Consider the following 19361-nt stretch of genomic DNA (forward strand, 5'->3'; position numbering starts at 1 on the left):
TCTCACTCGCCGCCCTGCCGCTCACGGCGCAGGCGGGCCCAGTAGTCGAGCCGCTTGCGAAGCTCGCGCTCGAAGCCGCGCTCGACCGGATGATAGAAGGTGCGACGGCCCATCTTCTCGGGGAAATAATCCTGACCGGAGAAGGCGTCGGGCTCGTCGTGGTCGTAGCGGTAGCCGGCGCCATATCCCTCGCCCTTCATCAGCTTGGTGGGGGCGTTGAGGATATGGCGCGGCGGCACCAGGCTGCCGAACTGCTTGGCCGCCGCCATCGCCGTCTTGAAGGCGGTGTAGACGGCGTTGGATTTCGGCGCCGCCGCCACGTAGACGACCGCCTCGGCGATGGCCAGTTCGCCCTCGGGCGAGCCGAGCATCTCGTAGGCGCCCTGGGCGGCGATGCAGACGCTGAGCGCCTGCGGGTCGGCGAGGCCGATGTCCTCGGCGGCCATGCGGATCAGCCGGCGGATCAGGTAGAGCGGGTCCTCGCCGGCGTCGAGCATGCGGCAGAAATAGTAGAGCGCCGCGTCGGGATCGGAGCCGCGCACCGACTTGTGCAGCGCCGAGATCAGGTTGTAGTGGCCGTCCTGCGCCTTGTCGTAGACCGGCGCCCGCCGCTGGACGATCTCCTGCAACGTCTTGGCGTCGAACACCTCGCCCTCGGCGGCGGCGCGCCAGACGTCCTCGGCCAGCGTCAGCGCGGCGCGGCCGTCGCCATCGGCCATGCGGACCAGCGCCGCCCTCGCCTCCGCGTCGAGCGGCAGCGGCTTGCCGGTCACCGCCTCGGCGCGGTCGAGCAACTGGCCGATCGACGCCTCGTCATGCGGCTTGAACACCAGCACGTGGGCGCGCGACAGGAGCGCCGCATTCAGCTCGAAGGACGGGTTCTCGGTGGTGGCGCCGATCAGCGTCACCGTGCCGTCTTCCATCACCGGCAGGAAGCTGTCCTGCTGGGCGCGGTTGAAGCGGTGGATCTCGTCGATGAACAAGAGCGTGCCGCGGCCGAGCGCCCGCCGCTGGCGAGCCGCCTCGAACAGCTTCTTGAGGTCGGCGACGCCGGTGAAGATAGCCGACGCCTGCTCGAAGGCGAGGTTGGTCTCGCGGGCCAGCAGCCGGGCGACGGTGGTCTTGCCCGAGCCGGGCGGACCCCAGAGAATCAGCGAACCGAGCGAGCCGGAGGCCAGCATGCGGGTGATGGTGCCGGTCGGCCCGACCAGATGGTCCTGGCCGACCACCTCGGACAGCGTCGCCGGTCGCAAGCGGTCGGCGAGCGGCCGTCCGGCCCGGTCGTCCGGCGCCGCGATGCCGAACAGGTCGCTCATCGGAAGGCCATGCGCAGGATTTGGCCGTTGCGGTCGATGGCGACGCGCCAGAACAGCGGATCGGAGCCGGCGACGGCGGCCAGCACCTTGGTCGCGGCGATGTCGTTGCCGTTGACCGACATCACGATGTCGCCCTTCTGCAAGCCGATCCGGTCGGCCGGCGAGCCCGAGGCGACGGCCGTGACGACGACGCCGGTCTGGCCGCGATAGGCGAGCCCGATCTCGGCGGCGACGGCCGGCGACATATTGGCCACCGTGGCGCCCTGGAATGGCGAGCGGCTCTGGATGGTCAGTTGCTCGCGCGGCGTGGTCTCCGGCGCCGCCATCAGCTTCACCGGCAGCTCGATCAGCTTGCCGGCCCGGTTGACGGTGAGCTTGGCCACATTGCCGACGCCCTTGGTGGCGAGGCGGTAGTTGAAGACGCGCGGGTCGCTGACCTCGACGCCGTCGACGGCGACCACCAGGTCGCCGGCGTCGAGGCCGGCCGCCTCGGCCGGGCTTTTCCTGAGGATGGAGGTGACCAGCACGCCCGACGGCCGGTCGAGGCCGAGGCTTTCGGCGATGTCGGAGGTCACCGGCTGCAACTCGGCGCCGATCCACGGCAGTTGCACGGCCGAGCCGCCGCGCCGCGCCGATTCGACGAACACCTTCACCATGTTGGAAGGGATGGCGAAACCGATGCCGTTGGAGCCGCCGCCACGGCTGAAGATCGCCGTGTTGATGCCGACCAGCTTGCCGTTCATGTCGACCAGCGGGCCGCCGGAGTTGCCGGGGTTGATGGCGGCGTCGGTCTGGATGAAGAACTGGTAGTCGGAGATGCCGACCTGGCTGCGGGCCAGCGCCGAGACAATGCCCTGCGTCACCGTCTGGCCGACTCCGAACGGGTTGCCGATGGCCAGCACCAGGTCGCCGACCTGAAGCTGGTCGGAATCGGCGAGCGGCAGCGTCGGCAGCGCGCCCTTGGGATTGCGCACCTTCAGCACGGCGAGATCGAGTTGGTCGTCTTTGAGCACCACGTCGCACTCGAACTCGCTGCGGTCGGGCAGTGCCACCTTCACCTCGTCGCCATCCTCGATGACGTGGTTGTTGGTGACGATCAGGCCGGAGGGATCGACGATGACGCCGGAGCCGAGCGACTGCTGGTGCCGCTCGCGCTGGCGGCCGATGCCGGGATAGTCGTTGCCGAAGAACTGGCGGAAGAACGGATCGTCCATCAGCGGCGACGACGCCACCTTGACCGTCCTCGTCGAATAGACATTGACCACCGCCGGGGCGGCCGCCTTGACCACCGGTGCGAACGACAGCTTGACCGCCGCTTCGGAGGCCGGCACCACCCGCTCCTCGGCTGCGGCGCCGAGCGCTGTGGAAGCGACGAGGCCGACGGCCAGGACGAGGCGTGACAATCCGGCGAGACGCATGGCGATCCTCCGCGTGCCGCTTCCCATGCGGCCAGAGCCCTTTTCTACGCCGCCGAATATGGCAACGGAAGGACGGTCGAACAACTCGTCCGGCCGACAAAGGGCCAAAAACAAAGGGGCGACCCGGCGGGCCGCCCCTTCGCAAGCTCACAGATCGCTGCCGATCAGGCGGCGGCCGTCTCGGCCTCGACCGGCTCGGCGGCCTGGCGGGCCTTGTCGGCGGCGCCCTTGGCGGCGACGTCGCGGTCGACGAACTCGATCACCGCCACCGGGGCCGAATCGCCATGGCGGAAGCCGGCCTTCAGCACGCGGGTGTAGCCGCCGGCGCGGGCCTTGTAGCGGGGGCCGAGCACATCGAACAGCTTCTTGGCGGCGATCTCGTTGTTCTGCAGCTCGGAAGCGAGCTGACGACGGGCGGCGAGATCGCCCTTCTTGGCGATGGTCACCAGCTTCTCGACGATCGGACGCAGGTCCTTGGCCTTCGGCAGGGTGGTGACGATCTGCTCATGCTCGACGAGCGAGATGGCGAGGTTGGCGAGCATCGCCTTGCGATGGCTCTGAGTGCGGTTGAACCGACGGCCCGCATTACCGTGACGCATGGCCTACTCCTATTTTTCTTTCGCGCGGCTCACGCCGGGCAGGATTGTTTCAACGAGCCGGAGAGCCACGCCCTCCGGCGAGCTTTCGGCTCAGTAGTTGTGGTCTTCGTAGCGCTTGGCCAGGTCTTCGATGTTCTCGGGCGGCCAGTTCGGGACTTCCATGCCGAGATGCAACCCCATCTGCGCCAGCACTTCCTTGATCTCGTTGAGCGACTTGCGGCCGAAATTCGGCGTGCGGAGCATCTCCGCCTCGCTCTTCTGGATCAGGTCGCCGATGTAGACGATGTTGTCGTTCTTCAGGCAGTTGGCCGAACGGACCGACAGCTCGAGTTCGTCCACCTTCTTGAGCAGCGCCGGATTGAAGGCGAGTTCCGGAACGGTCTCGACCTTGGTGTCCTTCTGCGGCTCCTCGAAGTTGACGAAGATCGCCAGCTGGTCCTGGAGGATGCGGGCGGCGTAGGCGACGGCGTCCTCGGGCTTGACCGAGCCGTCGGTCTCGACGGTCAGCGTCAGCTTGTCGAGGTCGAGATCCTGGCCCTCGCGGGTGTTCTCGACCTTGTAGGACACCTTGCGCACCGGCGAGTAGAGGCTGTCGACCGGGATGAGACCGATCGGAGCGTCCTCGGGACGGTTGCGGTCGGCCGGCACGTAGCCCTTGCCGGTGTCGACGGTGAACTCCATGCGGATCTCGGCGCCCTCGTCGAGGGTGCAGAGGACCAGCTCGGGGTTCAGGATCTCAATGTCGCCGACGGTCTGGATGTCGCCGGCGGTGACGACGCCCGGACCCTGCTTGCGCACGACCATCCGCTTCGGGCCCTGGCCCTGCATGCGGACGGCGATTTCCTTGATGTTCAGGATGATGTCGGTGACGTCTTCACGCACACCGGCGATCGATGAGAACTCGTGCAGCACGCCGTCGATCTGAACCGCCGTCACCGCCGCACCCTGCAGCGAGGACAACAGGACACGACGGAGCGCGTTGCCCAGCGTCAGGCCGAAACCGCGCTCGAGCGGCGAGGCGACGACGGTCGCGAAGCGCTTCGGATCGCGGCTCGGGATGACCTCGAGCTTGTTCGGCTTCTTGAGCTCCTGCCAGTTCTTCTGGATGCTCACGTTGATACCCTTTCATGTGAAGCGGTTCGCCACGGGCCGCATCTCCCGCAGGGACCACCGCCTTGACGGGCCATGCCCGGCGCCGCGGATCGGCCGCCGGGCGTTCGCGGATGAGCGTCAGACGCGACGACGCTTGCGCGGACGGCAGCCGTTATGCGGGATCGGGGTAACGTCGCGGATCGAGCTGACCAGGAAGCCGGCGGCCTGCAGGGCGCGCAGCGCCGACTCACGGCCGGAGCCGGGACCGCAGACTTCGACTTCGAGGGTCTTGACGCCATGCTCGGACGCCTTGCGGGCGGCATCCTCGGCGGCCATCTGGGCGGCGTACGGGGTCGACTTGCGCGAACCCTTGAAGCCCATGGTGCCGGCCGACGACCAGGAGATGGTGTTGCCCTGCGCGTCGGTGATGGTGATCATCGTGTTGTTGAAGGTGGAATTCACGTGGGCGATGCCGGACGTGATGTTCTTGCGTTCGCGACGGCGGACGCGGCCTGCGGCTTCCTTGGCCATGCTCTCTCACTCTTTCGTTTTCGATCTCGTCACCGCCGTAATGCCAGCGGCTACACCGGAGCGCATGCCTCTACTCGAAACCCAGCGCACCGGAACGACTGCGGGAAGGCACCTGCCCTTCCCCGGAACGGCGAACGATCCTGCCGGACCCTCCACCATGGACAAAGCGCCGACCGCGATCGCTCGCGGAACCGGCGCCATGTCCCAACCTTTCCGCCGGGCCGGCGAGCCGCCGGTCCGACGAAACGGAATCACTTCTTCTTGCCGGCGATCGCCTTGGCCGGACCCTTGCGGGTGCGGGCGTTGGTGTGCGTGCGCTGGCCGCGGACCGGCAGGCCCTTGCGATGGCGCAGGCCGCGGTAGCAGCCGAGGTCCATCAGGCGCTTGATGTTCATCGCCGTCTCGCGGCGGAGGTCGCCCTCGACGACGTAGTCGCGGTCGATCACTTCGCGGATCTGCAGCACCTCGGCGTCGGACAGCTCGTTGACGCGCTTGGTCTGATCGATGCCGACCTTCTCCATGATCTCCTCGGCGAACTTCGGGCCGATGCCATGGATATACTGAAGCGCAATCAGAGTGCGCTTGGCCGTGGGAATATTGACGCCAGCGATACGGGCCACTTCACTTCACTCCTGCAGTCGCGACCCTCTCGGGCGCTCCCTCCCCCGGATCATGCCGTGGAGGTCGGTGTCTTGACGGCGGTCCGCGGAGGGCGGCGCCGGCCGGGCTAAACTTGGCGAGGGCAGCGACACATCGTCCGCAACGGACAAGCGCCAACGAGCCATCGCACGACGAACCCGTGGATAGGTGGCGGTTCATAGCCGGAACCAGCCTTTCCGTCAACCTTTCGGCACGGATTCGTCGCCGAAATCGCCGCAGGAAAGCCCGAACGGCGACCGATCGGCCGGCAGAGGAACGGATGTCCCGCCGCCGGGCCTTGTCTTGATTGGAAGCAGCCGCCGATCAGGCCGGCAGGCGCTCCAGGGCGGTGCGAATCGCTTCCGCCACGTCCTCGATGGGGGCCATGCCGTCGACGGGCTTCAACAGGCCGCGCTCGGCATAGAAAGGGGTCAGCGCCGCGGTCAGGGCGCGGAACTCCTCGAGGCGCTTGCGGAACACCTCGGGATTGTCGTCCTTGCGCACCGGTTGGCCGGCGGCCCTGGCATCTTCGGCCCGGCGGACGATGCGATCGACCAGCTTCTCGGCGTCGACCTTGAACTCGATGACGGCGTCGAGCTTCATGGCCTTGCCGGCCAGCATCTTCTCCAGCGCCTCGGCCTGCACCACCGTGCGCGGGAAGCCGTCGAGCACGAAGCCGTTCTTCGCATCCGGCGCGTCGATTCGCTCGGAGATGATGCCGTTGACGATTTCATCCGGCACGAGCTGGCCGGCGTCCATGATCGCCTTGGCCTTCCTGCCGATCTCGGTGCCGGCGGCGACGGCGGCGCGCAGCATGTCGCCGGTCGACAACTGCACGATGCCGTAGCGATCGACCAGCCGCTGCGCCTGCGTCCCCTTGCCGGCGCCCGGCGGTCCGAGAAGAATCAGCCTCATCTACGCTTCCCCCGAAGTTTGCTCTTCTTGATCAGCCCTTCATACTGATGGGCGAGGAGATGCCCCTGGATCTGGGACACCGTGTCCATGGTGACCGACACCACGATCAGCAGCGACGTGCCGCCGAAGTAGAACGGGACACCGGTGGTCGAGATCAGGAACTCGGGCAGCAGGCAGACGACGACGAGATAGATGGCGCCGAGCACGTTGATGCGGGTCAGCACGTAGTCGATGTAGTTGGCGGTGCGCTCGCCCGGCCGGATGCCGGGGATGAAGCCGCCCTGCTTCTTCAGGTTCTCGGCCGTGTCGGTCGGATTGAACACGATGGCCGTGTAGAAGAAGGCGAAGAAGACGATCATCGCCGCGTAGGACAGCATGTAGAGCGGCTGTCCGTGCGCCATCAGCGTGCCGAAGGTCTGCAACCAGCCGCCGGCGGCGTTGGCGCCGGCAAAGCCGGTGATGGTGCCGGGAATGAGCAGGATCGACGAAGCGAAGATCGGCGGGATGACGCCCGAGGTGTTGAGCTTCAGCGGCAGATGGCTCGATTCGCCCTGGAACATCTTGTTGCCGACCTGGCGCTTCGGATACTGGATCAGCAGCCGGCGCTGGGCGCGTTCGAAGAACACGATGCCGCCGATGACCACCACGGCCAGCACCAGCACGGCGAGGATGATCGGCGTGGCGAGAGCGCCCTGGCGGCCGAGTTCCAGCATGCCGACGAGGGCGTGCGGCAGGTTGGCGATGATGCCGGCGAAGATGATCAGCGACGTGCCCTGGCCGATGCCGCGGGAGGTGATCTGCTCGCCGAGCCACAGCAGGAACATGGTGCCGCCCATCAGCGACAGCACGGTGGAAATGATGAAGGTCGGGCCGGGATTGAGGACGATCGACCCCTGCCCCTGCAAGCCGACGGCGATGCCGTAGGACTGCACGGCGGCCAGCACCACCGTCAGGTAGCGGGTGTACTGGTTGATCTTCTTACGGCCCGATTCGCCTTCCTTCTTGACCGCCTCCAGCGCCGGGATGACCGAAGTCAGGAGCTGGATGATGATCGAGGCGGAGATATAGGGCATGATGCCCAGCGCGAAGATCGCCATGCGGCCTACGGCGCCGCCGGAGAACATGTTGAACAGGCCGAGGATGCCCTGGCTCTGCTGCTTGAAGGCTTCGGCGAGCGCCTGCAGGTTGATGCCCGGCAGCGGAATGTAGGTGCCGAGGCGATACACCAGGAGCGCGCCAAGGGTGAACCAAATCCGCTTCTTGAGCTCTTCCGCCTTGGCGAGCGCGCCGAAATTCAGATTTGCAGCGAGTTGTTCTGCCGCAGAGGCCATGTCTCACTCCGCCCGAAATGGGAAACCTCGGGGCACGCCGTCCCGCCTCGCGGGGCGCCTCGCCCGTCATGCCGCCGGCCTTAGCGCGTTCGAGCGATTCGATGAAGCGCCGCGTGCCGGTTTCGGACCGCCGGGCGCGCAAAGCCGCGCTCCAGGCCAATCCTGCTCGTCCGCTTTATAGACCCATGTCGCGAACGAAATAAGCCCCCGGACGACACCAATCCCACGCGGCACGAAAACGTTCGCGTGAAACCGGCGTCGACCGGGGGCCTGATGATCATCAGGCGCCAGTCGTCTCCGCGGCAGCCTTGCCGTTGGTGCGCTTGGTCAGCACCGACACGGTGACCTTGCCGCCGGCCGCCTCGACCGCCGTGATCGCCGGCGCCGAAGCCCCGACGACCTCGAAGGTCAGCGCCGACTTGATCTCGCCACCCAGCACGCGCACGCCGTCCAGCGGACGACGCAGCAGGCCGGCGGCCACCAGCGCTTCGACGGTCACCGGCGCCTTGGCGTCGAGCTTCTCGGCATCGACGGCGGCCTGGACCTTGGTCAGGCTGATCTCGTTGAGATCGAGGGCGAAGATGTTCTTGAAGCCGCGCTTGGGCAGGCGGCGATGCAGCGGCATCTGGCCGCCTTCGAAGCCGTTGATGGCGACGCCCGACCGCGAGGTCTGGCCCTTGACGCCGCGACCGGCGGTCTTGCCCTTGCCCGAGCCGATGCCGCGACCGACGCGCATGCGCGGCTTGGTCGCGCCTTCGTTATCCTTGAGCTCGTTGAGCTTCATTTCATCGATCCTTTCGACCGTCGCTGTCTCAGGCCTCGTCCACGACGCGGACGAGGTGCTGGACCTTGGCGATCATGCCGCGAACGGAGGGGGTATCCTCCAGCGTCGCGGTGCGGTGCAGCTTGTTGAGACCGAGACCGATCAGCGTGGCGCGCTGCTCGGCGGGGCGGCGGGAGGGGCTGTAGATCTGCTCGACCGTGACGGTCTTGCTCGACTTCTTGTTGGTCGACATGGTTTTCACCTTACGAAAGCCAGTTTACGAATGAGGAGGGAGGGAACCCCTCCCCCCGTTCGATATCCATCAGCCTTCGGCCGACGCCGCAGCTTCCGGGTCGATGTCGCGACGGCGGGACTGCAAGGTCGAGACCTTGAGACCGCGACGGGCGGCAACCGACCGCGGGCTATCCTCGTTCGCCAGGGCGGAGAAGGTAGCGCGGATCATGTTGTAGGGGTTGGACGAGCCGAGCGACTTCGCCACCACGTCCTGGACGCCGAGCGTCTCGAACACAGCGCGCATCGGGCCACCGGCGATGATGCCGGTACCGGCCGGCGCGGTGCGCACGTAGACGCGACCGGCGCCCCAGCGGCCGGCGACGTCGTGATGCAGCGTCCGGCCTTCCTTCAGCGGCACGCGCACCAGGGCGCGCTTGGCGGCTTCCGTCGCCTTGCGGATCGCCTCGGGCACTTCACGCGCCTTGCCGTGGCCGTAGCCGACCCGGCCCTTCTGGTCGCCGACGACGACGAGAGCGGCGAAGCCGAAGCGACGACCACCCTTCACCACCTTGGCGACGCGGTTGATATGGACCAGGCGATCGACGAACTCGCTGTCGCGCTCTTCGTTGCGATCCCGGTCCCGGTTGTTGCGTTCACGTTCAGCCATTGTCTTTGTCTCTCTCGATCGGGACCGGCCTTAGAAGTCGAGTCCGCCCTCGCGGGCGGCATCCGCCAGCGCCTTGATGCGGCCATGGTACAGGAACTGACCACGATCGAAGATGACCGAGGTCACCCCCGCCGCCTTGGCGCGTTCTGCGATGAGCTTGCCGACCACGGCGGCCGCGGCCACGTTGGCCCCGGTCTTCAGAGTGTCGCGGACGTCCTTGTCGAGGGTCGACGCGGACGCCAGGGTACGACCCTGAACGTCATCGATAACCTGAGCATAGATGTGCAGCGACGAGCGATGCACGGAGAGCCGGAGGCGACCGTTGGCCGCCGCCTTGATCGCGCGGCGCACGCGGGCGCGGCGGCGATCGTTGCCGGTGAGGTGAGCCATGATCGTCCCCTTACTTCTTCTTGCCTTCCTTACGGACGATATACTCGCCCGCGTACTTCACGCCCTTGCCCTTGTAGGGCTCCGGCGGGCGGTACTTGCGGATCTCGGCGGCGACCTGACCGACACGCTGGGCGTCGATGCCGGAGACGACGATTTCCGTCGGCTTCGTAACGGCGATCGCGATGCCTTCCGGCACCGGATAGGCGATGTCATGGCTGTAGCCGAGCGACAGCTGCAGGGTCTTGCCCTGCAAGGCCGCCTTGTAGCCGACGCCGGAGATCTCGAGCTTGCGCTCGAAGCCGACCGTCACACCCTTCACAAGGTTGGCGATCTGCGTACGGGACATGCCCCAGCTGGCGCGGGCCAGCTTGGAGTCGTCCTTCGGTTCGATCTGGATCGAGCCGTCGTCGGTCTTGGAGACGTTGACGTGCTCGTTCAGATCGAAGGTGAGCGTGCCTTTCGGTCCCTTGACCGAAACGGTCTGCCCAGCGATGTCGGCCGTGACCCCACTAGGGACCGGAACAGCCTTCTTGCCAATGCGCGACATGGTTTTAACCCGTTTCCAGTCGAAGGTTAGAAGACGCGGCAGAGAACTTCGCCACCGACATTCTGCTCGCGGGCGTCGTGGTCGGCCATCACACCGCGCGGGGTGCTGAGGATCGACACGCCGAGGCCGTTGGCAACTCGGGGGAGGTTCTTCACCGAAGCGTAGACGCGGCGGCCCGGCTTGGAGACGCGCTCGATGGTACGGATGACACCGAGGCCATCGTAGTACTTCAGCTCGATCTCGAACTCGGCACGGCCTTCGGCATCAACCTCGGCATAGCCACGCAGGAAGCCCTCGGCAACCAGGACGTCGAGGACGTTCTTGCGCAGCTTGGAGGCCGGCGTCGTCACCTTCGACATCTTGCGCATCTGGGCATTGCGAATGCGGGTGAGCATATCACCCAAAGGATCGGTCATCGGCATGGGGACCGTTCTCCTTACCAGCTCGACTTCACAAGGCCCGGGATGAGACCGAGCGACCCCAGCTCACGCAGGGCGATACGGCTCATCTTGAGCTTGCGATAATAAGACCGCGGACGGCCGGTGACTTCGCAGCGGTTGCGAACGCGGACCGCCGACGAGTTGCGCGGAAGCTCGGCGAGCTTCAGGCGGGCAGCGAACTGCTCCTCGATCGACAGCGACTTGTCGTTCGCGACGGCCTTGAGGGCCTCACGCTTGGCGGAGAACTGCTTCACCAGCTTCTGGCGACGCTTGTTCTTCTCGATGGCGCTCTTCTTTGCCATTTAAATCCGAACCCTTCTCGTCACTGCCGGAACGGGAAATTGAAGGCCTTGAGAAGCGCGCGCGCCTCGTCGTCGGTCTTCGCCGTGGTGCAGACGATGATGTCCATGCCCCAGACCTGCTCGACCTTGTCGTACTCGATCTCGGGGAAAACGATGTGCTCCTTGATGCCCATGGCGAAGTTGCCACGGCCGTCGAAGGACTTCGGGTTCAGACCACGGAAGTCACGCACACGCGGCAGCGCGATGGTGATCAGGCGGTCGAGGAACTCGTACATGCGCTGGCGACGCAGCGTCACCTTGGCGCCGATGTTCATGCCCTCGCGCAGCTTGAAGGTCGCGATGGACTGACGGGCCTTGGTGACCACCGGCTTCTGGCCGGCGATGAGCGTGAGATCGCCGACAGCCGAGTTGATCTTCTTGCCATCGGCGACGGTCTCGCCGACGCCCATGTTCAGAACGATCTTGTCGAGAGCCGGAACTTCCATCGCGTTCTTGTAGTTGAACTGGTCGATGAGAGCCTTGCGGATCGTCTCGTCGTAGGTGCGCTTGAGGCGCGGAATGTAGACCGCATCAGCCATCGATCACATCTCCGGAACGCTTGGCGAAGCGGACCTTGCGGCCGTCGTCGAGCAGCTTGAACCCAACGCGGGTCGGCTTGCCGTCCTTCGGATCGGCAACGGCAAGGTTCGAGAGGTCGAGCGCCGCTTCCTTGGCGACGACACCACCCTCGGACTTGGCCGACTGGCGCTGATGATGGCGAACGATGTTGACGCCGCGGACAACGGCGCGATTCTCGGACGGACGGACCTCGATGACCTCACCGGTCTTGCCCTTGTCCTTGCCGGCGAGAACCACGACCTTGTCGCCCTTCTTGATCTTGGCGGCCATGGTTACAGAACCTCCGGGGCGAGCGAGATGATCTTCATGTGGTTCTTGGCGCGAAGCTCGCGCGGAACCGGCCCGAAGATACGGGTCCCGATCGGCTCTTTCTGGTTGTTGATGAGAACGGCGGCATTCTTGTCGAAACGAATGACCGAACCGTCCGTGCGACGGATGTCCTTGGCCGTGCGGACCACGACCGCCTTCATCACGTCGCCCTTCTTCACACGGCCGCGAGGAATGGCTTCCTTGATGGAAACGACGATGATGTCGCCCACCGAGGCATAACGCCGCTTCGCGCCGCCGAGCACTTTGATGCACATAACACGACGGGCGCCGGAATTATCCGCCACGTCGAGGTTGGTTTGCATCTGAATCATGACTGGGCCGCCTTATCTTTGATGCATGCGCCCGCCGGCGCCGGGAGGCGCCAGGGGCAGCGACTTTGATCGGAACTCTGGAAATGGGGGTGCGGCGTGCCGGACCCTTCTTTCGAGTTCGCTCCAGTCCCAGGCCGTATCCGCAGCCCGGGAGGCCCGGTCCCTACCCTGCCGCCTCGTGAGGCGGCCGGAAACAAGACCGGATGTCTCGCTTTCGCCGTCAGGTCGCGCTGCCCTCAGGCAGCCTCGACAAAACAATCCGAAACGGAACGGCAGATTCTACCGCTCCGTCTAGAAATCAGCGTCTGCCGCATAAGCCTCTCCGGGCCGGAAGTCAATGACCCGGGGAAGCTAATTCGTCTCGTCCGCTCAGCTGGCGCTGGCGGTGGAGAGCACAACCCAGCGCTTGGTCTTGGAGATCGGACGGCTTTCCTCAATGGAAACCACGTCTCCAACCTTGTACTGGTTCGCCTCGTCATGCGCCTGGTAGTTCTTGGTCCGGCGCACGGTCTTCTTGAGCACCGGATGGGTGAAGCGACGCTCCACCTTCACCACGACCGTCTTGTCGGTCTTGTCGCTGACGACGACGCCTTGCAGGATGCGCTTCGGCAACTCGTCTCTCCTTTAAGCGTTGGCAACCGCGCGCTTGTCGCGCAGAACCGTCTGGATGCGGGCGATGTCGCGACGCACGACCCGCACGCGGGACGTATTCTCAAGCTGGCCCGTCGCCTTCTGGAAGCGCAGGTTGAACTGCTCTTTCTTCAGCTTGGCCAGCTCGTCCTCGAGCTGGTCGGGCGTCATGGCCCGAACGTCGTTCGCCTTCATCGTTTTCTCGTCCTAACAGTAGGGCCGGTCTTCCGATAAGCATCCGCGTCCGGAAGGCGCCTTGCCTTCCGGGCGGATGCCCCTCCGGATCACTCGGCGATGCGCTGAATGAAGCGCGTCTTGATCGGAAGTTTGGCCGCGCCGAGACGGAGCGCCTCGCGGGCGACCTCCTCGGGAACGCCGTCGAGCTCGAACATGATCCGGCCGGGCTTGATGCGAACGCACCAGAACTCGATGGACCCCTTGCCCTTACCCATGCGGACTTCGGTCGGCTTGGCGGTGACCGGCACGTCCGGGAAGACGCGGATCCAGACACGACCGACACGCTTCATCTGGCGGGTGATCGCGCGGCGGGCCGCCTCGATCTGCCGCGCGGTGACGCGCTCGGGTTCCATGGCCTTGAGGCCATAGGCGCCAAAGTTCAAATCGGTGCCGCCCTTGGACGCGCCATGAATGCGGCCCTTGAACTGCTTGCGGAATTTGGTGCGCTTCGGTTGAAGCATCTTCCTTCTCCCAAAACTCTAGTTAACGCGCACCATCGGCGTCGCGGTCACGACCACGGCCACGGCCACGGCCTTCACGGTCGCCACGGGGGTCGCGGTCACGACGGCGGTCGCCGCCCGAACGCTCGCCGTCATTGCCACCCTCGAGAGCCTTGCGCTCGGAAGCGAGCGGGTCGTGCTCCAGGATCTCGCCCTTGAACACCCAGACCTTGAGGCCGTTGGTGCCATAGGCGGTGTGGGCGGTGGCAATGCCGTAGTCGATGTCGGCGCGCAGGGTATGCAGGGGCACGCGGCCCTCGCGATACCACTCCAGGCGGGCGATTTCGGCGCCGCCGAGACGGCCGCCGGCGTTGATGCGGATGCCTTCGGCACCGAGACGCATCGCCGACTGCACCGAACGCTTCATCGCACGGCGGAAAGCCACGCGGCGCTCGAGCTGCTGGGCGATCGACGCGGCGATCAGCGTCGCGTCGGTCTCGGGCTTGCGCACCTCGACGATGTTGAGATGCACTTCCGAGGCGGTGAACTTGGCGATCTGCTTGCGCAGCTTCTCGATGTCCGCACCCTTCTTGCCGATCACCACGCCCGGACGAGCCGAGTGGATGGTGACGCGGCACTTCTTGTGCGGACGCTCGATGACGATCTTGGAGACCGCCGCCGCCTTCAGCTCATTGAAGAGGAAGTTGCGGATGGCGAGGTCTTCATGCAGCAGCGCGCCGTACTCGGTCTTGCCGGCGAACCAGCGCGAGTCCCAGGTCCGGTTGATGCCGAGACGCAGACCGATCGGATTGACTTTGTGACCCATCAGGCGGTCTCCTCGACTTCACGAACCACGATGGTCAGGTTCGCAAAAGGCTTCTGGATCTGGCCGACGCGACCACGAGCCCGCGGCGAGAAGCGCTTCATGACGAGGCCCTTGCTCACGAAAGCTTCCTTGACGACGAGCGCGTCGACGTCGAGGTCGTGGTTGTTCTCGGCATTGGCGATCGCCGACTCCAGCGTCTTCTTCACGTCGCCGGCGATGCGCTTGCGCGAGAAGGTGAGATCGGCCAGGGCCGTGTTGACCTTCTTGCCGCGGATCAGCGCCGCGACAAGGTTGAGCTTCTGCGGCGAGACGCGGAGGTTGCGGGTCACCGCCTGCGCCTCAGTGTCGGCGAGCGTGCGTTCACGCTTCGGCTTGCCCATGGGTTACTTCCTCTTCGCCTTCTTGTCGGCGCCATGGCCATAGTAGGTGCGGGTCGGCGCGAACTCGCCGAACTTGTGCCCCACCATGTCCTCGTTCACCGACACCGGGATGTGCTTCTGGCCGTTGTAGACGCCGAACGTCAGTCCGACGAAATTCGGCAGGATCGTGGAGCGGCGGCTCCAGATCTTGATGACTTCATTGCGGCCGCTGGCGCGACTGACTTCCGCCTTCTTGAGGAGGTAGCCGTCGACGAACGGGCCTTTCCAAACCGAACGAGTCACGGTCGTTCCTCTCTCTTACTGCGACTTCTTGCGCGCGTGGCGGCTACGGACGATGAACTTGTCCGTGGACTTGTTCGACCTCGTCTTCTTGCCCTTGGTCGGCTTGCCCCACGGGGTGACCGGGTGACGGCCGCCCGAAGTGCGGCCTTCGCCGCCGCCGTGCGGATGGTCGATCGGGTTCATCGTCACGCCGCGGTTGACCGGACGCTTGCCCAGCCAGCGGTTGCGGCCGGCCTTGCCGATCGACACGTTGGCGTGGTCGGGGTTCGACACGGCGCCGATGGTGGCGAAGCAGGTGCCGAGCACCTTGCGCTGCTCACCGGAGTTGAGACGCACGACGGTGTAACCCTGGTCGCGGCCGACGATCTGGGCGTAGGAACCGGCCGACCGGGCGATCTGGCCGCCCTTGCCCGGCTTCAGCTCGACATTGTGGACCAGCGTGCCGACCGGAATGGCCGACAGCTGCATCGCGTTGCCGGGCTTGACGTCGGCGGCGGCGGCGGCGACGACGGTGTCGCCGACCGAGAGCCGCTGCGGGGCCAGGATGTAGCTGAGTTCACCGTCCTGATACTTGATGAGGGCGATGAAGCCGGTGCGGTTCGGGTCGTACTCCAGCCGCTCGACCACGGCGGGAACGCCGAGCTTGCGACGCTTGAAGTCGACGAGGCGATAGGAGCGCTTGTGACCGCCACCGCGATGGTAGGCGGTGATACGGCCGAGGTTGTTGCGACCGCCGGTCTTGTTGAGACCTTCGGTCAGCGCCTTCACCGGCGCGCCCTTGTGAAGCTCGGAGCGATCGACGAGGACCAACTGACGCTGGCCCGGGGTCGTCGGCTTGTAATATTTGAGTGCCATAATCGTCCTGCCGCTCGGATCAGAGGCCCGTCGTGATGTCGATCGAGTGCCCCTCCTCGAGGGTCACGACCGCTTTCTTCACGTCGGACTGGGTGCCGATGATGCCCCGGAAGCGCTTCGTCTTGCCCTTGCGCACGAGCGTGTTGACGCTCTTCACCTTCACCGAGAACAGCTGCTCGACGGCAGCCTTGATCTCCGGCTTGGTGGCGGTCCGGGCAACGTTGAAGACCACCTTGTTGTTCTCAGCCTGGATGGTCGCCTTTTCGGTGACCACCGGCGTGCGGATGATGTCGTAGTGCTTCAGATTGGTCATTTGAACCGCTCCTCGAGCGCCGACACGGCCGCCTTGGTGAGAACCAGCGTGTCACGCCGCAGGATGTCGTAGACGTTGATGCCCTGCACGGGCAGCACGTCGATCTGCGGGATGGCACGGGCCGCCAGGCGGAACTGATCCTGCGGCGAAGCGCCGTCGATGATCAGCGCGTTGGTGAGACCGAGCGCGGCGAGCTTCGTCTTCAGGGCCTTCGTCTTGGCCTCGGCGGCGACCGCCTCGTCCAGGACGAAAATGTTGGCACCCTTGGCCTTGGCCGACAGGGCGAGCTTCAGGCCAAGGGCCCGAACCTTCTTGGGCAGGTCGTGCTCGTGGCTGCGCACCACGGGGCCGAAGGCCTTGCCGCCGCCACGGAACTGCGGAGCCGCCTTGTTGCCGTGACGGGCGCCGCCGGTGCCCTTCTGCCGGTACATCTTCTTGCCGGTCTTGGTGATCTCTGTACGGGTCAGAGTCTTGTGCGTGCCGGCCTGGCGCTTGGCGAGCTGCCAGCGCACGACGCGCTGCAGGATGTCGGCGCGCGGTTCGAGACCGAAGATCTCGTCCGAGAGCGCGACCGTCCCGGCAACGGTGCCATCGAGGGTCTTGACTTCGAGTTCCATCACTCACCTGCCTCCGCAGTCGCAGCGGGCGCCGCCTTGCGGAACTTGCCCGGGGTGGGAACACCTTCCGGAAGCTTCTTCTTGACCGCATCGCGGACGAGGATCCAGCCGCCCTTGGCACCGGGGACCGCGCCCTCGACCAGGATCAGACCGCGATCGGCGTCGGTGCGCACGATCTTCAGGTTCTGCGTGGTCACGCGCTCGTCGCCGAGATGGCCAGGCATCTTCTTGTTCTTGAAGACCTTGCCCGGATCCTGACGCTGACCGGTCGAACCCAGAACGCGGTGCGACACCGAGTTACCGTGGGTGGCGCGGCCGCCATGGAAGTTCCAGCGCTTCATGGCGCCGGCGAAGCCCTTGCCGATCGAGGTACCGGTGACGTCGACGAACTGGCCGGCGACGAAATGGTCGGCCGTCAGCTCGGCCCCAACCTCGATGAGATTCTCGGGCGACACCCGGAACTCGGCGACTTCACGCTTCGGCTCGACCTGCGCCACGGCGAAGTGGCCGCGCAGCGCCTTCGAGACGTTCTTGACCTTGACCGTACCGGCGCCAAGCTGGAGCGCGGTATAGCCGTTCTTTTCTTCGGTACGGTGAGCGACCACCTGGCAGTTCTCTAGCTTGAGAACCGTCACGGGAACATGCTCGCCTGCGTCGTTGTAGACGCGGGTCATGCCGACCTTCTGTGCAATGACACCTGAGCGCATAGCGTTCTCTCTCAACCCGGCTCTTGTTCTCAGAGCTTGATCTCGACGTCCACGCCGGCCGCGAGGTCGAGCTTCATCAGCGCGTCCACGGTCTGCGGGGTCGGATCGATGATGTCCAGGAGGCGCTTGTGAGTGCGCATCTCGAACTGTTCGCGGCTCTTCTTGTCGATGTGGGGCGAGCGGTTGACCGTGAACTTCTCGATTCGCGTCGGAAGCGGAACCGGGCCCCGGACCTGCGCGCCCGTGCGCTTGGCCGTGTTGACGATCTCGCGCGTCGAGGCATCGAGGATACGATGATCGAACGCTTTGAGACGGATACGGATATTCTGACCGTTCATTTCTCTACCTCTGGAGGAGACGCGGGCGGAGCGAACCCCGCCCCGTATCACCTCGAAACGATCAATTACTCGACGATCGAAGCGACGACGCCGGCGCCGACGGTACGGCCGCCTTCACGGATGGCGAAGCGGAGCTTCTCCTCCATGGCGATCGGCACGATCAGCTGGACGTTCATCGTCACGTTGTCGCCCGGCATCACCATCTCCACGCCTTCGTTCAGCGTCACCACGCCGGTCACGTCCGTCGTGCGGAAGTAGAACTGCGGGCGGTAGTTGGTGAAGAACGGCGTGTGACGGCCACCCTCTTCCTTGGTCAGGATGTAGGCTTCGGCCTTGAACTTGGTGTGCGGGTTCACCGAAGCCGGCTTGCACAGCACCTGGCCGCGCTCGACGTCCTCGCGCTTGGTGCCGCGCAGCAGCGCGCCGATGTTGTCGCCCGCCTGGCCCTGGTCGAGCAGCTTGCGGAACATCTCGACGCCGGTCACCGTCGTCTTGGTGGTCGGACGGATGCCGACGATCTCGACTTCCTCGCCGACCTTGACGATGCCGCGCTCGACGCGGCCGGTCACCACCGTGCCGCGGCCGGAGATCGAGAACACGTCCTCGATCGGCATCAGGAACGGCTGGTCGACCGGACGATCCGGCTGCGGGATGTAGGCGTCGACCTGGGTCATCAGCTCGAGGATCGAGTCATGGCCCAGAACCGGATCGCCGCCCTCGAGGGCAACGAGAGCCGAACCCTTGATGATCGGGATGTCGTCGCCGGGGAAGTCGTAGGACGACAGAAGCTCGCGCACTTCCATCTCGACGAGTTCCAGCAGCTCCGGATCGTCGACCATGTCGCACTTGTTCAGGTACACCACGATCGCCGGAACGCCGACCTGACGGGCCAGCAGGATGTGCTCGCGGGTCTGCGGCATCGGGCCGTCGGCCGCCGAGACCACCAGGATCGCGCCGTCCATCTGCGCCGCGCCGGTGATCATGTTCTTCACATAGTCGGCGTGGCCGGGGCAGTCGACATGCGCGTAGTGACGGTTCTGCGTCTCGTACTCGACGTGCGCCGTGTTGATCGTGATGCCGCGCGCCTTCTCTTCCGGAGCCGCGTCGATCTGGTCATAGGCCTTGAACGTCGCACCGCCCGTCTCGGCCAGAACCTTGGTGATCGCCGCAGTCAGCGACGTCTTGCCGTGGTCGACGTGACCGATCGTGCCGATGTTGCAGTGCGGCTTCGTCCGCGAAAACTTTTCCTTGGCCATCGGATATCTTCCTTTGTCTCGTGTAGCGGGTTGAGGT

30 protein-coding genes are annotated in these 19361 nt (G+C 65.5%); all 30 read right to left on the bottom strand.

What is annotated here, in order from left to right; all coding sequences use genetic code 11:
• Positions 1–2: 2 nt before the first annotated feature.
• A complete protein-coding gene (locus tag H512_RS0104110; RefSeq protein WP_026782397.1) occupies positions 3–1316 on the bottom strand; it encodes a replication-associated recombination protein A in 1314 nt (437 codons plus the stop codon).
• Positions 1313–2734 (bottom strand): DegQ family serine endoprotease, encoded by a 1422-nt coding sequence (locus H512_RS0104115; protein WP_156899341.1) that lies wholly within the window; start codon positions 2732–2734, stop codon positions 1313–1315. The genes H512_RS0104110 and H512_RS0104115 overlap by 4 nt, the downstream gene beginning before the upstream one ends.
• Positions 2735–2898: 164 nt before the next feature.
• Positions 2899–3333, bottom strand: coding sequence for a 50S ribosomal protein L17 (rplQ, locus tag H512_RS0104120; RefSeq protein ID WP_026782399.1), 435 nt, complete (start codon positions 3331–3333; stop codon positions 2899–2901).
• A 90-nt stretch (positions 3334–3423) separates the two neighbouring features.
• Positions 3424–4446 carry a DNA-directed RNA polymerase subunit alpha gene (locus H512_RS0104125; protein WP_026782400.1) on the bottom strand — a complete coding sequence of 341 codons (1023 nt, stop codon included), beginning with the start codon at positions 4444–4446 and terminating at the stop codon, positions 3424–3426.
• 117 nt (positions 4447–4563) lie between these two features.
• Positions 4564–4956 carry a 30S ribosomal protein S11 gene (rpsK, locus tag H512_RS0104130; RefSeq protein ID WP_026782401.1) on the bottom strand — a complete coding sequence of 131 codons (393 nt, stop codon included), beginning with the start codon at positions 4954–4956 and terminating at the stop codon, positions 4564–4566.
• Positions 4957–5207: 251 nt separating this feature from the next.
• Positions 5208–5576: a 30S ribosomal protein S13 gene (gene rpsM / locus H512_RS0104135; protein WP_026782402.1), complete on the bottom strand. Its 369-nt coding sequence runs from the start codon at positions 5574–5576 to the stop codon at positions 5208–5210.
• 343 nt (positions 5577–5919) lie between these two features.
• On the bottom strand, positions 5920–6510 hold the full coding sequence (locus H512_RS0104140; RefSeq protein WP_026782403.1) for an adenylate kinase: 591 nt from the start codon (positions 6508–6510) through the stop codon (positions 5920–5922).
• Positions 6507–7841, bottom strand: a complete 1335-nt coding sequence (secY, locus tag H512_RS0104145; protein ID WP_026782404.1) for a preprotein translocase subunit SecY — start codon at positions 7839–7841, stop codon at positions 6507–6509. Before secY ends, H512_RS0104140 begins: the two co-directional genes overlap by 4 nt.
• Positions 7842–8121: 280 nt before the next feature.
• Positions 8122–8625, bottom strand: a complete 504-nt coding sequence (gene rplO, locus H512_RS0104150; protein ID WP_026782405.1) for a 50S ribosomal protein L15 — start codon at positions 8623–8625, stop codon at positions 8122–8124.
• A gap of 28 nt (positions 8626–8653) precedes the next feature.
• The gene (rpmD, locus tag H512_RS0104155; RefSeq protein ID WP_026782406.1) at positions 8654–8857 is read right to left on the bottom strand and encodes a 50S ribosomal protein L30; all 204 of its coding nucleotides are present in this window, start codon (positions 8855–8857) and stop codon (positions 8654–8656) included.
• 69 nt (positions 8858–8926) lie between these two features.
• Positions 8927–9505 (bottom strand): 30S ribosomal protein S5, encoded by a 579-nt coding sequence (rpsE, locus tag H512_RS0104160; RefSeq protein WP_026782407.1) that lies wholly within the window; start codon positions 9503–9505, stop codon positions 8927–8929.
• Positions 9506–9535: 30 nt separating this feature from the next.
• Positions 9536–9895, bottom strand: a complete 360-nt coding sequence (gene rplR, locus H512_RS0104165) for a 50S ribosomal protein L18 (protein ID WP_026782408.1) — start codon at positions 9893–9895, stop codon at positions 9536–9538.
• 10 nt (positions 9896–9905) lie between these two features.
• The gene (gene rplF, locus H512_RS0104170) at positions 9906–10442 is read right to left on the bottom strand and encodes a 50S ribosomal protein L6 (protein ID WP_026782409.1); all 537 of its coding nucleotides are present in this window, start codon (positions 10440–10442) and stop codon (positions 9906–9908) included.
• 26 nt (positions 10443–10468) lie between these two features.
• Complete coding sequence (rpsH, locus tag H512_RS0104175; RefSeq protein ID WP_026782410.1) at positions 10469–10864, bottom strand: 30S ribosomal protein S8; 396 nt, start codon at positions 10862–10864, stop codon at positions 10469–10471.
• Between the two features lie 14 nt (positions 10865–10878).
• Positions 10879–11184 carry a 30S ribosomal protein S14 gene (gene rpsN, locus H512_RS0104180; RefSeq protein WP_026782411.1) on the bottom strand — a complete coding sequence of 102 codons (306 nt, stop codon included), beginning with the start codon at positions 11182–11184 and terminating at the stop codon, positions 10879–10881.
• A gap of 20 nt (positions 11185–11204) precedes the next feature.
• Entirely contained in the window at positions 11205–11762 is a 558-nt protein-coding gene (rplE, locus tag H512_RS0104185) for a 50S ribosomal protein L5 (protein WP_036789937.1), read from the bottom strand.
• Positions 11755–12072, bottom strand: a complete 318-nt coding sequence (rplX, locus tag H512_RS0104190; protein ID WP_026782413.1) for a 50S ribosomal protein L24 — start codon at positions 12070–12072, stop codon at positions 11755–11757. Before rplX ends, rplE begins: the two co-directional genes overlap by 8 nt.
• Positions 12073–12074: 2 nt before the next feature.
• Positions 12075–12443: a 50S ribosomal protein L14 gene (gene rplN / locus H512_RS0104195; protein WP_026782414.1), complete on the bottom strand. Its 369-nt coding sequence runs from the start codon at positions 12441–12443 to the stop codon at positions 12075–12077.
• Positions 12444–12812: 369 nt separating this feature from the next.
• A complete protein-coding gene (gene rpsQ / locus H512_RS0104200) occupies positions 12813–13055 on the bottom strand; it encodes a 30S ribosomal protein S17 (RefSeq protein WP_026782415.1) in 243 nt (80 codons plus the stop codon).
• Between the two features lie 12 nt (positions 13056–13067).
• Entirely contained in the window at positions 13068–13268 is a 201-nt protein-coding gene (gene rpmC / locus H512_RS0104205; protein WP_026782416.1) for a 50S ribosomal protein L29, read from the bottom strand.
• Positions 13269–13357: 89 nt separating this feature from the next.
• On the bottom strand, positions 13358–13771 hold the full coding sequence (gene rplP / locus H512_RS0104210) for a 50S ribosomal protein L16 (protein ID WP_026782417.1): 414 nt from the start codon (positions 13769–13771) through the stop codon (positions 13358–13360).
• 22 nt (positions 13772–13793) lie between these two features.
• Complete coding sequence (gene rpsC / locus H512_RS0104215) at positions 13794–14576, bottom strand: 30S ribosomal protein S3 (RefSeq protein WP_026782418.1); 783 nt, start codon at positions 14574–14576, stop codon at positions 13794–13796.
• The gene (gene rplV, locus H512_RS0104220) at positions 14576–14956 is read right to left on the bottom strand and encodes a 50S ribosomal protein L22 (RefSeq protein ID WP_036789942.1); all 381 of its coding nucleotides are present in this window, start codon (positions 14954–14956) and stop codon (positions 14576–14578) included. The genes rpsC and rplV overlap by 1 nt, the downstream gene beginning before the upstream one ends.
• A gap of 3 nt (positions 14957–14959) precedes the next feature.
• Positions 14960–15238: a 30S ribosomal protein S19 gene (gene rpsS / locus H512_RS0104225; RefSeq protein ID WP_026782420.1), complete on the bottom strand. Its 279-nt coding sequence runs from the start codon at positions 15236–15238 to the stop codon at positions 14960–14962.
• Between the two features lie 15 nt (positions 15239–15253).
• Positions 15254–16093, bottom strand: coding sequence for a 50S ribosomal protein L2 (gene rplB, locus H512_RS0104230; RefSeq protein ID WP_026782421.1), 840 nt, complete (start codon positions 16091–16093; stop codon positions 15254–15256).
• Positions 16094–16112: 19 nt separating this feature from the next.
• Positions 16113–16406, bottom strand: a complete 294-nt coding sequence (locus tag H512_RS0104235) for a 50S ribosomal protein L23 (protein WP_026782422.1) — start codon at positions 16404–16406, stop codon at positions 16113–16115.
• Positions 16403–17023 (bottom strand): 50S ribosomal protein L4, encoded by a 621-nt coding sequence (gene rplD, locus H512_RS0104240; RefSeq protein ID WP_026782423.1) that lies wholly within the window; start codon positions 17021–17023, stop codon positions 16403–16405. The genes H512_RS0104235 and rplD overlap by 4 nt, the downstream gene beginning before the upstream one ends.
• Positions 17023–17730 (bottom strand): 50S ribosomal protein L3, encoded by a 708-nt coding sequence (rplC, locus tag H512_RS0104245; RefSeq protein ID WP_026782424.1) that lies wholly within the window; start codon positions 17728–17730, stop codon positions 17023–17025. The genes rplD and rplC overlap by 1 nt, the downstream gene beginning before the upstream one ends.
• Positions 17731–17759: 29 nt before the next feature.
• Entirely contained in the window at positions 17760–18068 is a 309-nt protein-coding gene (gene rpsJ, locus H512_RS0104250; RefSeq protein ID WP_026782425.1) for a 30S ribosomal protein S10, read from the bottom strand.
• Positions 18069–18133: 65 nt separating this feature from the next.
• Positions 18134–19324 (bottom strand): elongation factor Tu, encoded by a 1191-nt coding sequence (gene tuf / locus H512_RS0104255; RefSeq protein WP_026782426.1) that lies wholly within the window; start codon positions 19322–19324, stop codon positions 18134–18136.
• Positions 19325–19361 lie beyond the last annotated feature (37 nt).

It is taken from the genome of Pleomorphomonas koreensis DSM 23070 (assembly GCF_000425185.1).
Lineage (GTDB): Bacteria > Pseudomonadota > Alphaproteobacteria > Rhizobiales > Pleomorphomonadaceae > Pleomorphomonas > Pleomorphomonas koreensis.